Annotated in this window: 15 protein-coding genes; 5 read left to right on the top strand and 10 right to left on the bottom strand. The window is 73.5% G+C overall.

Annotation, left to right across the window (positions count from 1 at the left end; translation table 11 throughout):
- Positions 1-44: 44 nt before the first annotated feature.
- The 5 genes from ACZ45Z_RS15305 to ACZ45Z_RS15285 form a co-directional block, all read right to left on the bottom strand.
- Complete coding sequence (locus tag ACZ45Z_RS15305) at positions 45-647, bottom strand: Rv1733c family protein (RefSeq protein ID WP_468362019.1); 603 nt, start codon at positions 645-647, stop codon at positions 45-47.
- 345 nt (positions 648-992) lie between these two features.
- Entirely contained in the window at positions 993-1,436 is a 444-nt protein-coding gene (locus tag ACZ45Z_RS15300; RefSeq protein WP_468362017.1) for an ATP-binding protein, read from the bottom strand.
- Positions 1,430-2,320, bottom strand: coding sequence for an MEDS domain-containing protein (locus ACZ45Z_RS15295; RefSeq protein WP_468362367.1), 891 nt, complete (start codon positions 2,318-2,320; stop codon positions 1,430-1,432). Before ACZ45Z_RS15295 ends, ACZ45Z_RS15300 begins: the two co-directional genes overlap by 7 nt.
- 179 nt (positions 2,321-2,499) lie before the next feature.
- Positions 2,500-3,324 (bottom strand): MOSC domain-containing protein, encoded by an 825-nt coding sequence (locus tag ACZ45Z_RS15290; protein ID WP_468362015.1) that lies wholly within the window; start codon positions 3,322-3,324, stop codon positions 2,500-2,502.
- A gap of 57 nt (positions 3,325-3,381) precedes the next feature.
- Positions 3,382-3,831: a DUF6643 family protein gene (locus tag ACZ45Z_RS15285; protein ID WP_468362013.1), complete on the bottom strand. Its 450-nt coding sequence runs from the start codon at positions 3,829-3,831 to the stop codon at positions 3,382-3,384.
- A gap of 281 nt (positions 3,832-4,112) precedes the next feature.
- On the opposite strand from ACZ45Z_RS15285, the gene ACZ45Z_RS15280 reads away from it, so the two are divergent.
- Positions 4,113-5,456, top strand: a complete 1,344-nt coding sequence (locus ACZ45Z_RS15280) for a TerD family protein (protein WP_468362011.1) — start codon at positions 4,113-4,115, stop codon at positions 5,454-5,456.
- Between the two features lie 22 nt (positions 5,457-5,478).
- Here ACZ45Z_RS15280 and ACZ45Z_RS15275 read toward each other — a convergent pair whose 3' ends face one another.
- Positions 5,479-6,627: a glycosyltransferase gene (locus ACZ45Z_RS15275; RefSeq protein WP_468362365.1), complete on the bottom strand. Its 1,149-nt coding sequence runs from the start codon at positions 6,625-6,627 to the stop codon at positions 5,479-5,481.
- Positions 6,628-6,752: 125 nt separating this feature from the next.
- Here ACZ45Z_RS15275 and ACZ45Z_RS15270 point away from each other — a divergent pair, with 125 nt between their 5' ends.
- The 3 genes from ACZ45Z_RS15270 (at position 6,753) to ACZ45Z_RS15260 (ending at position 9,000) form a co-directional block, all read left to right on the top strand.
- The gene (locus ACZ45Z_RS15270; RefSeq protein ID WP_468362009.1) at positions 6,753-7,610 is read left to right on the top strand and encodes a glutamate racemase; all 858 of its coding nucleotides are present in this window, start codon (positions 6,753-6,755) and stop codon (positions 7,608-7,610) included.
- 138 nt (positions 7,611-7,748) lie between these two features.
- On the top strand, positions 7,749-8,366 hold the full coding sequence (locus ACZ45Z_RS15265) for a hypothetical protein (RefSeq protein WP_468362007.1): 618 nt from the start codon (positions 7,749-7,751) through the stop codon (positions 8,364-8,366).
- Between the two features lie 124 nt (positions 8,367-8,490).
- A complete protein-coding gene (locus tag ACZ45Z_RS15260; RefSeq protein ID WP_468362005.1) occupies positions 8,491-9,000 on the top strand; it encodes an NUDIX hydrolase in 510 nt (169 codons plus the stop codon).
- 37 nt (positions 9,001-9,037) lie between these two features.
- Here the strand turns inward: ACZ45Z_RS15260 and ACZ45Z_RS15255 are convergent, their stop codons facing one another.
- On the bottom strand, positions 9,038-9,628 hold the full coding sequence (locus ACZ45Z_RS15255; protein ID WP_468362003.1) for a hypothetical protein: 591 nt from the start codon (positions 9,626-9,628) through the stop codon (positions 9,038-9,040).
- A gap of 281 nt (positions 9,629-9,909) precedes the next feature.
- Here ACZ45Z_RS15255 and ACZ45Z_RS15250 point away from each other — a divergent pair, with 281 nt between their 5' ends.
- Positions 9,910-10,104 (top strand): CsbD family protein, encoded by a 195-nt coding sequence (locus ACZ45Z_RS15250; protein WP_468362001.1) that lies wholly within the window; start codon positions 9,910-9,912, stop codon positions 10,102-10,104.
- Between the two features lie 157 nt (positions 10,105-10,261).
- On the opposite strand, the gene ACZ45Z_RS15245 is transcribed toward ACZ45Z_RS15250, so the two are convergent.
- From ACZ45Z_RS15245 to ACZ45Z_RS15235, 3 genes are all read right to left on the bottom strand, one after another.
- Entirely contained in the window at positions 10,262-10,819 is a 558-nt protein-coding gene (locus ACZ45Z_RS15245; RefSeq protein ID WP_468361999.1) for a GNAT family N-acetyltransferase, read from the bottom strand.
- 121 nt (positions 10,820-10,940) lie between these two features.
- Positions 10,941-12,239 carry an SPFH domain-containing protein gene (locus tag ACZ45Z_RS15240; RefSeq protein ID WP_468361997.1) on the bottom strand — a complete coding sequence of 433 codons (1,299 nt, stop codon included), beginning with the start codon at positions 12,237-12,239 and terminating at the stop codon, positions 10,941-10,943.
- Positions 12,236-13,732 (bottom strand): SPFH domain-containing protein, encoded by a 1,497-nt coding sequence (locus ACZ45Z_RS15235; RefSeq protein ID WP_468362363.1) that lies wholly within the window; start codon positions 13,730-13,732, stop codon positions 12,236-12,238. Before ACZ45Z_RS15235 ends, ACZ45Z_RS15240 begins: the two co-directional genes overlap by 4 nt.
- Positions 13,733-13,862 lie beyond the last annotated feature (130 nt).

The following is a 13,862-nucleotide window of genomic DNA, read 5'->3' as shown; positions in this document are numbered from 1 at the left end:
GTAGCGCGCCGGGGCGGCGGCAGTTGACATGGTCAGCCGCCCGGTTAGCTGCCCGCGCCGGCCCGTCCCCAGTCCTGCCCCGCGCGCTCCCACTCCTGGTCCCAGCGGCGGAAGCGGCGCACCATCAACTGCCCGACGATCAGCCGGCGGCCGCCCTCGAACAGGCATCCGGCGGCCGCCGCGGCCCCGAGGCCGGCCAGCACCGCGTGCGTGCCGGCCGTACCGGCGTCCATCGGCCGCGGCACCACCCGGCCCCGGTCGTCGGTCCAGATCCGGAACCGCTCACCGGGCTCGACCGGACGCGGGGAGGAGATCTGCCCGGTGTGCGCGCTGCCGTCCCGGGCCGTCCACCGGGCGATGACCCGTCGGTGCGCGTCACGCTGCGAGGACGTCTCCGGGTCGGGGTCGATCGGGGTCCGGGAGACCAGGCGGTCGACGGTGACCCACACCAGGTGCCGCTGCGCGTGCTGGAGTCGTACGGTCTCCCGCAGGGAGTCGTGCGCGGCCTCGGCGGTCAGCCGGCCCACGGAAGGTGCCCCGAGAACGATCAGAAGGGCGGCGGCCAGCGCCACCCACGCCTCGATCAGATCGGTCCGGCGCCGCAGCGGATTGCGCCGCCAGCGCCACAGCCCTGCCATCGCTCGCATCGCCGCACCCCCTTCCGTGTCCGTGCGTACCTCATCGGGCGTCGTCCATGCGCGCATCCCGACAAGAGAGAGCAACATCACGCCGCGCGAGGAGGCGGACCGGTCGAAGGCGCACTTTACTCCTGGCCGGGGAGGCGCTCCAGGCCCGCGAACACCGAAGTTTCCGGGGCCTGTTAGACGCGCGGGGGCGCCCCGGCTTCGGGCTCCGGCATCGGGCTCCGCCGGGCCGGGGCTCGGGACGGGCCTGATCAGGCCGCCGGGCGCGGTCCGGGCGGCCGGACGCCCCGCGGTGACGTACCTGCCGGGACGCCCCCGCCGCGACGCACCCGTCACACGGAAGAGCGGTCAGGGCAGCCGGACCGCCACCGTCACCACGGCACCCGCCGTGCCGGTGTCCGCCGCGACCGCGAACCGGTCCGCCACCAGCCGCGCGAGCCACAGCCCGCGCCCCTTCGGCGCCCCGTCCAGCCCCGGCAGCAGCTCCGGGATCACCGTTTCGCTGAACCCGGGGCCCGCGTCGCTGATCCGGCACTCCAGCTCATCGCCCACCCGGCGCAGCACCAGCCGCCCCGAACCGCCGGCGTGTTCCACGGCGTTCCCGGCGATCTCGTCCACCGCCAGCACGAATTCGCCGCGCCGCGGTTCGCACAGCCCCTCGCGGGCCGCGCACTCCTCCACCAGCAGTCGCAACTGCGGCAGCAGCCGGGCGGTGAAACGGCGTTGGAGCAGTCGGCGGCCGGACTCCTCGGACGCCGACCGCGCCGGTCCGGCGGGTTCGGGATTCACCACGGGCGCACCACCTCGGTAGGAACCAGCCGCGGTACCGCCGCGGCACCCAGCCGCCGCAGCATCCTGGACTGCACGCGGTCACAGCGCACCTCGACCACCTCGTGCCCGGCGGCCTCGCCGACCAGCGCCAGCAGGCGGGTGGCGCAGCCGACGGACAGGAAATGCAGCCGGGTCAGGTCGATCGTCAGCCGGCGGGCCGCCGCCGTACGGGCCAGCGCGATCTCCAGCGATCTGGTGAACGCCGCCTGGTTGGCGCCGTCCGCCTCGCCGACGAAGCGCAGCGCGTCGTCCCGGCCGCGCACCACGCGCAGGCTGCCCAGTTGCTCCAGGAGCACCCGCGGGTGGGCTCGTTCCATGGCGTCGAGCACCGCCCGGTCGAACCGGCGGCGGTCGTAGGCGCAGACCTCGGTGTACGGCCGGCCGGTGAAGAGGGCGTCGGCGTGCGTCTCGCGGTGCGTCATGGCGCCGACGTCCGTGCCGAGCGCGGCCACCCAGCCCATGTCGATGAACGCCCGCAGGCCGGTGTATCCCTCGGCCGTCGCCCGGTCCGTCTCGGCGCTCAGCCGGTCCCTCTGCCGGGCGGCGGTGAACTCCGCGTCCGGCCGGATCACTTCCCGCATGCTCGTCAGCACCAACTGGCCACGCTCCCGCGCCGGAACCGTACTGCGGCTGGGGAAGTCGATCCTGGCCAGCACTTCTTCCTCCGGCACGAGCGGACACGGCAGGACCAGGACCTTCTCACCGCGGGCCAGGCCCAGCCGGACGAAGGCAGTGATGACCTCCCAGCGCACCTCGTCGTCGCCGTAGCTGACGAAGGCGTGGTCTCCGGGCCGCAGATGCTGGACTGGGATGAGATGGTCGCTCCCGGTGCCCTTCGCAGACATCGACACGCAGCTCTCTGTCTCCCCCCGTCCGCCCACCATCGGCGGCGTCGTGCGCTCACTCTAGGGCCTGTCGCCGCGGTGGCGCCCGCCCGCGACGACAGACCCGGGCGGCGGGTGACCGGGCCGCGACCGGATGGCGCTCCCGCGGCGCGACCGCGGGCGGAGGTCGCGCCGGCCCGTCAGCCGAGTATCTCGAACGGGTCGCCGACACGGATCGTGCCGTCGCCGACCGGGATCAGATTCTGGCCGAAGACCAGCCGGTCACCGAACCGCCGGTGGCGGGCGAGGGTGCGCAGCGGTTCCTTGCCGCGCTCGGCGGTGCGCTGGTCGGTGGTGGTGACGACGCAGCGTGAGCTGGGCTTGGCCACCCGGAACTCCACCTCGCCGATGCGGACGGTCCGCCAGTCGTCCTCCGCCCAGGGCGCGGTGCCGTCCACGACCACATTGGGCCGGAATCGGTTCATGGGCAGGGGGCCCTCGTCGGCGTGGTCGCCCTGGGCGATGCGGGAGTTGAGGGCGTCCAGCGACGACGTGGTCGTCAGCAGCAGGGGATAACCGTCGGCGAAGGTGACCGTCTCGCCGGGCCGGGAGTACCGCGGATCGATGGGCCGGCGCTTCTCCGGCGCGTCGAGATGCACCAGTTCGGCCTCGATGCCCAGATACCGGCTGAACCAGTCGGCCGCGGCGGCGCCCGCGGACACCGCCTCGACCTCGTCCTTGAAGACCTCCACCGTCACCGTCTCGCACGGCTCGGGCACCTCCACCGTGAGCGGCTCCATCCCGGGCGCGGTCACCCGCAGCGCCCCGCCCGCGAGACCCTCGGCGGACGCCAGCGCCAACGTCGGCTGCTGACGCTGGGTCAGCAGCCTGCGCTGTGCGTCCACGGCCATCCAGCGCCGGTCCCCGGCGAGCCCCCACGGTTCCACGACCGCCTCACCGGGGTCGGACCCCGCCATGGACTTGACCGGATACAGGTGGATGGATTGCAGCTCAGGCTTCGGCATGGACCCATCCTGCCAGCCCCCTCCGACAAGGGACCGGGCGGCCGGTTTCGCCCCGGGTCAGTAGCCCCGGGGGTACTGACGGCCGTACGGATCGTCGTACGGCGCGGCGGGACGCGGGGCCACGGGAGCGGCCGGCCGCATCGCTTCGTAACCCGTGCCCTGGGAGGGCCGCTGGGGCTGCTGCGGCTGCTGGGGGTAGCCGCGCGCGCCCGCCTGCTGCGGGATGTAGGGCGCCGGGGCGTGCTGGAGCGGGGCGACCGGCTGTGCGCCGGGGTAGCCGTGGCTCTGGCCCGCGGAGGGATAGGAGGGGGCGGCGGGCAGCGCGGGCAGTGCCGCGGGAAGCGCCGGCAAATAGGACGATCCGGTGTCATACGGGGAGGGAGACACGCGGATCGGGGCGATCTGCGGCGTGCCGCGTTCCGCGACGAGGCTGTCGTAGATCGGGGTGTCCGGGAAGGAAGGCGAAGCGTAGTAGCCGCCGCCGTAGGTAGAGCGGGGGGAGGTCATGCCTCTTAAGTTAAGCCCACCATGTGCCGATTGGGGAGCCTGAAAAGCGGGTTGTTTTGCGGGTTGCGAGTGGCGCAGGATCCGCAATGCGAGCGAACTTGCGGAAATCGGTCGCGATCGACCGTAGGAATCGTGTAAAGACGCCGCTTCTCCGAGGTGAACGGGGGATATGTGCGGCCCGCGCGCCAAGTAGGTTGGCAGCAGCCACCACTGTGGAAGCCGACACCACTGACGGGGCGGGCGAAACTGACGGGGCACGACGAAGGAGAGGAAGCGCGGCGATGTCGATGCTCAAAGGCGGCAACGTCCCGGTCCCGGCCCCGGCGGTCCGGGTCGAGACCGGCTGGCACCCGGCACCGGGAGCCCCCGACGTGGACGCCTCCGCGCTGCTCCTGGCGTCGGGAAAGGTCCGGGACGACGCCGACTTCGTCTTCTACAACCAGGCCGTGCACGCCTCGGGCGCCGTCCGCCACGAGGGCAAGCGGCCGGCCGGCGCCGCGATGACCGACAGCCTCACCGTCGACCTCACCGCCGTCGAGCCCGCCGTCGACAAGATCGTGCTCGCCGCCTCCGCCGACGGCGGCACCTTCGGCCGCGTCCCCGGCCTCTACATCCGGGTGCTGGACGCGGCGAGCGGCGGCGAACTCGCCCGCTTCGACAGCCAGGACGCCACCGTCGAGACCGCCTTCGTGCTCGGCGAGCTCTACCGCCGCCAGGGCGCCTGGAAGTTCCGCGCCGTCGGGCAGGGCTACGACACCGGGCTCGCGGGCCTCGCCACCGACTTCGGCATCAGCGTCGAGGAGGAGGCGCCCGCCCCGCCGCCCGTCACGGCGCCCGCTCCCGCGCGCCCGCAGGCGCCCCCGCCCGCCGCGCCGCCCATGCCGCCGGGTCAACCCGCCGCGTCAATTCCCCCGCCGCCCGGCGCGCCGGCGCCGCCCCCCGCGCCCGCTCCCGTTCGTCTGACAAAAGTCACCCTCACGAAGGAGGCACCCGCCGTCTCCTTGACGAAGCAGGGCGGCACCTCCGGCGCGATGCGCGTGAATCTCAACTGGACCAGTGGCAACGCCGGCAAGCGCCTCACCAAGAAACTCGGCCGCAAGGCGCTGGAAGCCATGGGCGCCCGCGGCGCGCTGCTGCCCGCCTCCGGTGAACTCGACCTCGACCTGTGCGCGCTCTACGAACTCACCGACGGCGGCGCCGGGGTGGTGCACCCCCTCGGCGGCAACTTCGGCGCCCTGCACGCCCCGCCCTTCATCCAGCTCGACGGCGACGACCGCACCGGCGCCGTACGGACCGGCGAGAACCTGACCATCAACCTCGACCACCAGACGCGCATCAAGCGCATCCTGATCTTCGTCACCGTCTACGCCGGCGCCCGCAGCTTCGAGGGCCTGAACGCGACGGTCACGCTCCAGCCGCAGTACGGCGCCCCCGTCGACTTCTCCCTCGACGCCTGCACCGTCCCCGCCAACGTCTGCGCACTGGCCCTGATCACCAACACCGGCACCGAACTCGTCGTCCAGCGCGAGGCCCGCTACCTCGTACCCCAGCCCGGCGTCAGCCCGCAGCGCACCGTCGACCAGGCGTACGGCTGGGGCCTGGACTGGTCCCCGGCCCGCAAGTGACCCGGCGCCCCGGCGGCGCGCCTCACGGCGCCCCGTACGTCCGGCCCTTCCAGGCCGCGCCCCGCCCCCGGTAGTGCCGCACCGCCGAGTCGAGCGTCATCAGCAGATACAGCAGCGCGGTGAAGGGCAGCAGCGGCGCCGTCCACAGCGGCTGCCGGTAGTAGCGCAGCATCGGCAGATACGTCCCGCACATCACCGCCCACGCCGCGCCGCCCAGCACCGCGACCGCCGGCCGCCCGCCGGCCGCGCCCGCCACCAGCGCGACGGGCGGCGCCAGATACACCAGCGCCAGCCCCACGACCGTCCCCAGCAACAGCGCCGGCTGATGCCGGAGCTGGGCGTACGCGCTGCGCGCCACCATCTGCCACAGCTCGGCCAGCCGCGGATACGGCCGCACGCTGTCCACCCGCTCCGCGAGGCCCAGCCAGATCGAGCCGCCGGACCGCCGCACCGCCCGCGCCAGTGCCACGTCGTCGATCACCGCGTGCCGGATCGCCTCCGGGATGCCGGCCCGCTCCGCCGCCTCCCGTCGCAGCAGCACACAGCCGCCGGCCGCCGCCGCGGTCCGCGCCCCGGGGCGGTTGACCCGGCGGAAGGGGTAGAGCTGCCCGAAGAAGTACACGAAGGCCGGCACGATCAGCCGCTCCCAGAACGTCACCACCCGCAGCCGCGCCATCTGCGACACCAGATCCAGATCCGCGCTGCGCGCCGCCGCCACCAACTCCCGCAGGCTGTCCGGTTCGTGCGCGATATCCGCGTCGGTCAGCAGCAGATACTCCGGCCCGCCACGCTCCCGCGCCAGCGCCATCCCGTGCCGCACGGCCCACAGCTTGCCCGTCCACCCCGGCTCCGGCTCACCGGGCGAGGACACCGTCAGCGGCAGCCCGCCCCGCTCGGCGGCCAGCGACCGGGCCAGCGCGCCCGTCCCGTCCGTACTGCCGTCATCGACGAGATAGACCTCGGCCCGCCCCGGATACTTCTGCCCGAGCAGCGACGGCAGGCTCCGGGGCAGCACCGCCGCCTCGTCCCGGGCCGGCACCACCACCGCCACCGACGGCCACCGCTCCGGATCGGCGCGCGCCGGCAGCCGTACGTCCGTCCGCCAGAAGAAGCCCTGCCCCAGCAGCAGCCACACCCAGGCCAGCAGCGAGCCCGCACCGATCCACTCCATCGCTCCCACGGCCGCAGTCTGCCGCACCGGACCCGCCCGGCGGCGGTGATCGGCGGGGTGTCCCGGAGTCCGGCGAATGGGGGCCGGTATGACAAGTCGGACCCGCGGCTGAGTAAAGTGTCCGGGTGAAGATCGCGCTCATGGACTCCGGGACCGGGCTGCTCGCGGCGGCCGCCGCCGTACGGCGACTGCGGCCGGACGCCGACCTCGTCCTCTCCACCGACCCCGACGGCATGCCCTGGGGACCGCGCACCGCCGAAGACGTCGCCGCTCACGCGCTGGCCGTGGCCCGTGCCGCCGCCGCCCACCGCCCCGACGCCCTGATCGTCGCCTGCAACACCGCCTCGGTGCACGCGCTGCCGGTGCTCCGGGCCGCTCTCGAACCGGACGTGCCGGTCATCGGCACCGTGCCGGCCATCAAGCCCGCCGCGGCCGGCGGCGGGCCCGTCGCGATCTGGGCCACCCCCGCCACCACCGGCAGCCCCTACCAGCGCGATCTGATCGAACGGTTCGCCGACGGCGTGCACGTCACCGGCGTGCCCTGCCCCGGCCTCGCCGACGCCGTCGAGGCGGCCGACGCCGACGCCATCGACGCCGCCATCGCCGCCGCCGCGCGGCTCACCCCCAAGGACATCCGCGCCGTCGTCCTCGGCTGCACCCACTACGAACTGCTCGCCGACCGGATCCGGGCCGCCCTGGAGCAGCCCGGCGGCCCCGCTCTCGTGCTGCACGGCTCCGCCGAGGCAGTCGCCGCCCAGGCCCTGCGCCGCATCGGTGCCGAACCGGCACCCGCGGCCGCGCCCACCGGCGGCCTCACCGTCCTGCTCAGCGGCCGCCCGGCGGAGCTTCCGGCGGCGGCGCTCGCGTACGAGGAGGGGCGGCTGCTGGCCGGGGGCGCTGCGGGGACCGGCCCGGCGGTCCGTCCGGGGGGCGGCTCGACGGCCGAAGCGTCCGAAGGAACGGCGGCGGCCGTCGGGCGCTGACGCCCGTCGCGGCCGAGGTGGGCAGGCGGCCGAGGTGGCGAGGTGCCTGGGGCGGTCGCCCGCCGCGGCGCCCACCAACCGGGGCACCTACCGTCCGACACCCTGCCATGGCGTGCGAAGGCGCGTACGCTGCGTTTCATGAGGGACCACCCCCACGAGGGGGCAGCAGCCCCCGGTAACGACACCACCCGCGGCGGCGGCCACGGCGCCGCGCACCGCCGGAGCGGCGCCCACGCGGAGCTTCCCGAGGTCTGGCACGGCAGCGCCACCAACCGCGTCCAGTGGCTGCTGGCCGCCGTGGGCGCGGCCTGCCTGGCCCTGGGCATCGAGCTCGCCGTCGACAGCGCCTGGACCTCGGGCGTCGCACCCCTGGTCATGTCGGTCGTCGGCTGTGTCGCGGCCGGCCTGCTGGTGCTCTTCGGCACGCTCGCCTACGTCCATGTCGCGGTCCGCGTCGACAGGGAATGCATGGAAGTACGGTGCGGCCACATAGGAGTACCCCGCCGCACGATCCCCCTCGACACCGTCGTCGGCGCCGAATTCGCGCCGCGGGTCACCCCGCGCCACTGGGGCGGGTGGGGCTACCGCTGGCGCCCCGAGCAGGGCACGGCCGTCGTCGTACGCCGTGGCGAGGGCCTGATCCTGGAGCTCGGCGACGGGCGGACCTTCACCGTCACCGTCGACAACGCCGAGACCGCGGTCCGCTACATCCGCAGCCGGCTCAACCCCCGTAAGGGGACGCCGGCCGACGCCTGAGCGACGGGCGTGCGGCGGGCCGCGGGGAGCCGCGGCGGTGTGCGTGCCGGGCCGCCGGCCAGGGATGTCCCTCGGGGACGTCCCTCAGGAATGCCCCTGGGGGATGTCCCTTAGGGTGCACGGCATGGCAACCCCCGAATTCATCCGCGACCTCCGGACCTCCATCGGCCGGCAGCTCCTCTGGCTGCCCGGGGTGAGCGTGGTCGTCTTCGACGCCGAGGGCCGGGTCCTGCTGGGCAAGCGGGCCGACACCGGCGGCTGGTCCGTGATCGGCGGCATCTGCGAGCCCGGGGAACAGCCCGCCGAGACCGCGGTCCGCGAGGTCTACGAGGAGACCGCCGTACGGGTCGTGCCCGAGCGCATCGTCCTGGTGGAGGCCCTGCCGCCGAACCGCTATCCCAACGGCGACCTGTGCCAGTTCATGGACACCACAGTGCGCTGCCGCGCGGTGGGCGGCGAGGCCAGGGTCAACGACGAGGAGTCACTGGAGGTGGGCTGGTTCGCCGTGGACGCCCTCCCGGTGCTGCCGGACTTCGCCCTGACCCGTATCAAGCGGGCGCTGGAGGGCGGACCCACGTGGTTCCAGGGAATGGCGGAGGACCCGGAGGGCACCGCACTGCGGGATCACCCGTAGCACCGCGGGGCAGCCGTCCCGCCCACGCCCCCTCCGCCTACAGCTCCTCCGTCGACGGCTCGTCCAGCGGGTTGTCCGTGTCATCGGGCAGGGGTGGCAGCTCGGACTCCTCGGGGGCGTCCCCGGGGCCGCCGGGTTCGTCGGACGGGCCGGCGCCCCGACCGGCGGGTTCCTCCGTGTGCATGGCGAGGGTGCCCTTGTGGCAGGAGGTGAGCCAGGTGCCCGTAGGACCGCTCTCGTACTGGCAGAACCATCCGCGCACGGCCAGCGAGCCGACGGTCGCACCGCCCTCCGGAGGCGTCCGCAGAAAGAACTCCGCCATCACGTCGTGGGCCTCCTCGCAGCCCACCGTGCCTTCCGCGCCCGGATCGGCGAACAGCGCCACGTCCTTGGCATCGCCCAGCGCGTCGGTGATCTCCCCGCAGCTCACCGCCTGCCCGGGAATGGGGGGCGAGGACGCCGACGGCCCGGACGGGCCGTCGCCGGGGGAGTCGGAGGGGTGCGGGGTGCGGCCGCCGCCCGGACTGCCCTTCGGGCTCGCCCCGGTCGTCGTGGCGTCCTCCCCACTGGCGCATCCCGCCGCGGCGAGGGCGAGCAGCACGGCCGGCACGGCGATGAGCCTACGCATATCGGACTCCCTGGGTGCGGCGGTGCGCTGCGTCCTTCGGACGCTAGGAGCCCCGGGGGAGCGCGGCGATCCGGGACGGCCGTTCGGGTGAGGAAGTGACGCGAGCGGCGTCAGCCGGCCGCGGCCGGTCCGCGCCCACCGGCGGCCCGAGGGACGGCCCGGTGCCGTACGGCACCGGCGGGGCGGGGCCCACCTCCCGACAGCCGTCTCCGGGTGCGCTCCGCGGGGACCTGCGACAGCGTGGTGCCGAACGGTTCCCCCCCACCGAACGAAGGAACGTCATGGGTGACAAGAGCGCCATGAACAAGCTCAAGGGCAAGGCGAAGGAAGCGGCGGGCAAGGCCACCGGCAACGACCGCAAGGCCGCCGAAGGCCGTGCCGAACAGGTGAAGGGCAAGGCCAAGGAGGCGCTGCGCAACCCCGGCGACAAGGCCGCGGGCGTCAAGGACTCCCTGACGGACCGGGACGCCACCTGACCCGCGCCCACTCCTCGGTGCGCGGGCCCGCGGTCCCTTCCCCCATCGGCCGCGAGTCCCTTCGCACCCGCCGCGTACCCGCCGCCTTCCGCGGCCGGGTACGCGGCACGCCCACTCCCTGCCATCCGCCCGGCCCCTCACGGGCGCGGGCCGTCCCTCAAGCGGTGCCGTGCGCGGCGCGCCATTCGGGTGCGAGCACGGACCAGACCTCGGTGTCCTGGCGTACGCCCCGGTAGGGGGCGTTCTGGCGCATGACGCCGTCGCGGCTCATGCCAAGTCGCTTGGCCACGTTGATGCTCGGCGTGTTCCGCGACGACACCAGCCACTCCACACGGTGCATACCGCGTTCGTGGATCGCCCAGTCGATGATGACGCGCACCGCGCGGGTGACCAGACCGCGTCCGGCGGCGGCCGGTTCCAGCCAACAGCCGGCCTCGCAGTTGCCCGCGGCCGCGTCGAAGGCCCTGAAGAGGACGCCGCCGACGAGGAGTCCGTCGAGCCGGATGCCGTAGAGCCGGCCGGTGTCGGCGGCGGTCTTGTCGGCGTACGACTGGAGCCAGTTCCGCGCGGAGTCGAGGTCGGCCGCGACGTCGGGGAGCCCGACGTGCCGCCCGATGTACTCGCGGCCGCGGTCCATGTGGGCCAGGAACTCCTCGGCCTGCCAGGGCTCCAGCGGCCCCAGCTCGGCTCCGTCACCCAGCGATATCGCGAACATTGTCTCTCGTCCTCCAGTGGCCGTGCACGGTGTTGGGATCCTCCTACGCGCCCGGGCGTACGGCGGCCGGTGAGAACGGAAGCAGTCCATGGCCGTTCTCACCGGCCGCCGCCCGTGGCTCCTATTCGCCGTCCGCCGGGCGGCCGGGCCCACTCGGTCGGGGCAGGGCCGTCAGCCGCGGGAGCAACTGGGCGGTGAGCAGGGTGGACAGCGCCGAGGTGTCGGCGCCTGTGCCGTCGGTACGGACGACCACCGGCTGCGGGGCCCGGCCGGCGAGGATCGCGCCGACTTCCAGCCGCCGGCGGGCCAGTTCGTACTGGAGCACCGCGCGGTTGTCGCGGTACGCCTGCGCGAGGCGGCGCTGGGCGCGGGCCTCGTTCTCGGCGGAGATCAGTCCGCTGCGGCCGCGGGTCTCGATCTCGAAGCGGACCCGCTGCGCGTTGGTCTCCTGTTCCTCCAGGAGCTGGGCGACCGCCTCCCGGGCCTTGTTGAGGGCGGCCTTGACCTCGACGATGCGCGCGTCGCGCACCTTCTTGGCCCGCTCGATGTCCATCTGGAGGCTGTCGATGCGCCGCTTGCGCGTCAGGCCCCACTCCTGCTCGTAGGCGGTCCGCTCCTTGGCGACCCGCTCCCGGGTGGCCAGATGCTGCTGGTACTGGGCGGGCAGTTGGACGTCGGGGATGTTGGAGCCGGTGATGCGGACCCCGTAGCGGGAGAGCTGGCGGTTGAGCAGCTCCTGCATGTCGGCGACGTCCGAGCCGCGCAGGTCGTACGCCCGCTCGGTCTGCACCTTGCGGCCGCGCTGACGGATGGCGTCCTGCACCGCGCTGGAGAGCACCAGGTCGAAGTTGCCCGCACCGATGGTGCGGACGAACAGCACCGCGTCGGTGATCTTGAACTTGAGGAAGAACTCGATCGAGCGGAGCGGCACGTTCTCCCGGGTGGGGCAGGCCACCACCGGGGCGGAATAGGGGATTTCGGTGGCGGTGTCCACCACGAAATCGACGCGCGACCACGGGTGCCACAGGTAGTGGCGCCCCGGGTCCAGGGTGCGGGTCACCGCGCCGTAGCGGGTGAGGACACCGTTCGTGCCCTGCTCGATCTCGGCGATGGACGAGCGCCACCACCACAGCATCCCGGCCAGCACGAGGACGGCACCGGCGGTGTAGCTGACGGCGGCCAGCGTGCCGCGGGCGACCTCGGCGATGCCGTCCGAATCCGGGAGGCTCAGCATCACGCCGGCCAGCAGGGCGAACACCCCGAGCCACAGCAGCAGCAGCCACCACAGCCTGCGGTGGTGGCGGGGGATGATGACGGGAATCAGCTTGCCCGCCTCGCCGCCGCGCAGAAGCTGGCGGATCTCGCTCCAGGGGGCCACCTCCTCGGAGATGACCGACCTGCGGTTGCGTGTGGTGCTCACTCTGCGGCCCCCTCGGCTGCGGTCTGGTGCTCTTCTCCGGAGTTCCCGCGCGCTTCTTCCGCGGTCCCGCCGGCAGCGGCGGGTACGGTCGGCCGTTCGGCCTCCAGCAGCGCGGCGATCTCCGCCTCGCGCCCGGCGATCCGCTCGGCGACCTCGCCCAGGCGCGCCCGTACGGCGGCCATGTCTTCGTCCGAGAACAGCTCGGTGCCCCGCTCGCCCACCAACTCCCGGGCGAGCGCCAGGAAGTCGACGCCGGCGGCGCCGTCGGGGCCGGAGGAACCACCGATCCGCACCAGCCGCGGCAGATGGTCCGCGACCTGCTCCAGCGTGTCCAGGACCTGCTGCTGGTAGCGGTACTCCAGGATTTCCGGCGCCTCGGCCGCGGTCACCGCGCGGATGTCGAGGGCTTGCGCCTCCAGGAGCGCGGCGTTGGCCTTCGCCTCGGACTCGGCCTGGACGTACCGCTGGCGGGCCAGCGCCTCGGCCCGGTTGGTCTCCCGCTCCACGGCGGTGTCCATCTGCGCCTGGTACTGCGCGATGTCCGCCATGATCGCGGAGAGCGTCTCGTGGCGGGAGGCCAGCTCCTTGGTCAGGTCACCCTCGTCCTGCTCCTTGCGCAGGTGCAACTGGTACTCGTGCGTGTACGCGTCCTTGGCGACCCGCACCATCTCCGGGGCCGCCAGGTCCATGCGGTAGGCCCGGTCGGAGGGTTCGGCGTGCGTGATGTTGGCGTTGGTCAGCTCCACGGCGGGCCGGAACTGCTGGTTGAGCTGCTCCAGCAGCCGGCCGGTGTCCTCGCCCACCATGTCGTAGATCCCCGCGGCCTCCTGCTCGTAGATGAGGCTGCGGATGGTCTCGCTGACCGCGTTGCTCAGCTTCTCCTCGAAGCCGCGCACCGCGCCCAGCGTGTAGACGAACTCCACCGGATCGCTGATCCGGAACTGGATGAACAGGTCGATGGACGCCTTCACACCGCCCTTGGTGGGCGCCTCGCGCACCGGGGCGTTGAACGGGTACTCACGGGTGGTGTTGATGATGTACGACACCCGCTTCCACGGGTTGAGCAGGATCACCCGGCCCGGGCCGACGACCTCCTCCAGCTTCCCGAAGCGCGTGATCAGCGCCTGGCAGCCGTCCGGCACCATCACCATGCCCTGGCGCCACCACACGAAGGCGACCGCGGCCACCGACAGCACCCAGTAGTGGATCCCGAAGAGCGGGTGGGTGAACGAGCTGCCGCCCGCCGCCGTCACGACGGCGCTTCCCACCAATCCCACGACCAACAGCAGCAACACCGGGAGCATGCTCAGGAACGAGCGGCCGCGCGGAATGACCATCGGGCAGATCGCGTGGACGTGCTGCCCGCCCTCGCGGCGCTGTTCGCTGCGGTTGAGCACCTCCCGCGCCTCGTCCAGCGGCACGGTCTGCTGCGTCATCACCGTATCGATGCTGCCGCCCTGCTCACGGGCGGCGGGGAAGTCGGCGGGATCCATTCCGTCGTCCTGCGACTCCCTCGCCGCACGCGACCCGCCGGCGGCACCGGACTCCCCCGACGACTCGCCGGTCGCGAGTCCGCCGCGGCGCCGCAGCTCCTCCTCGGCCAGCCCTCGTAGCTGCTCGTTT

This window comes from Streptomyces sp. NPDC031210, from assembly GCF_055570395.1.
Note: the sequence above shows the minus strand (reverse complement) of the source record. Positions and strands in the feature narration are given on the sequence as shown.

Coding starts and splice junctions, on each gene's coding strand:
- ACZ45Z_RS15265 (WP_468362007.1), top strand. CDS start 7,749: ATGAGGGACCACCCCCACGAGGGGGCAGCAGCCCCCGGTAACGACACC.
- ACZ45Z_RS15285 (WP_468362013.1), bottom strand. CDS start 3,831: ATGACCTCCCCCCGCTCTACCTACGGCGGCGGCTACTACGCTTCGCCT.
- ACZ45Z_RS15250 (WP_468362001.1), top strand. CDS start 9,910: ATGGGTGACAAGAGCGCCATGAACAAGCTCAAGGGCAAGGCGAAGGAA.
- ACZ45Z_RS15295 (WP_468362367.1), bottom strand. CDS start 2,320: ATGTCTGCGAAGGGCACCGGGAGCGACCATCTCATCCCAGTCCAGCAT.
- ACZ45Z_RS15255 (WP_468362003.1), bottom strand. CDS start 9,628: ATGCGTAGGCTCATCGCCGTGCCGGCCGTGCTGCTCGCCCTCGCCGCG.
- ACZ45Z_RS15245 (WP_468361999.1), bottom strand. CDS start 10,819: ATGTTCGCGATATCGCTGGGTGACGGAGCCGAGCTGGGGCCGCTGGAG.
- ACZ45Z_RS15275 (WP_468362365.1), bottom strand. CDS start 6,627: ATGGAGTGGATCGGTGCGGGCTCGCTGCTGGCCTGGGTGTGGCTGCTG.
- ACZ45Z_RS15290 (WP_468362015.1), bottom strand. CDS start 3,324: ATGCCGAAGCCTGAGCTGCAATCCATCCACCTGTATCCGGTCAAGTCC.
- ACZ45Z_RS15305 (WP_468362019.1), bottom strand. CDS start 647: ATGCGAGCGATGGCAGGGCTGTGGCGCTGGCGGCGCAATCCGCTGCGG.
- ACZ45Z_RS15260 (WP_468362005.1), top strand. CDS start 8,491: ATGGCAACCCCCGAATTCATCCGCGACCTCCGGACCTCCATCGGCCGG.
- ACZ45Z_RS15235 (WP_468362363.1), bottom strand. CDS start 13,732: ATGGATCCCGCCGACTTCCCCGCCGCCCGTGAGCAGGGCGGCAGCATC.
- ACZ45Z_RS15280 (WP_468362011.1), top strand. CDS start 4,113: ATGTCGATGCTCAAAGGCGGCAACGTCCCGGTCCCGGCCCCGGCGGTC.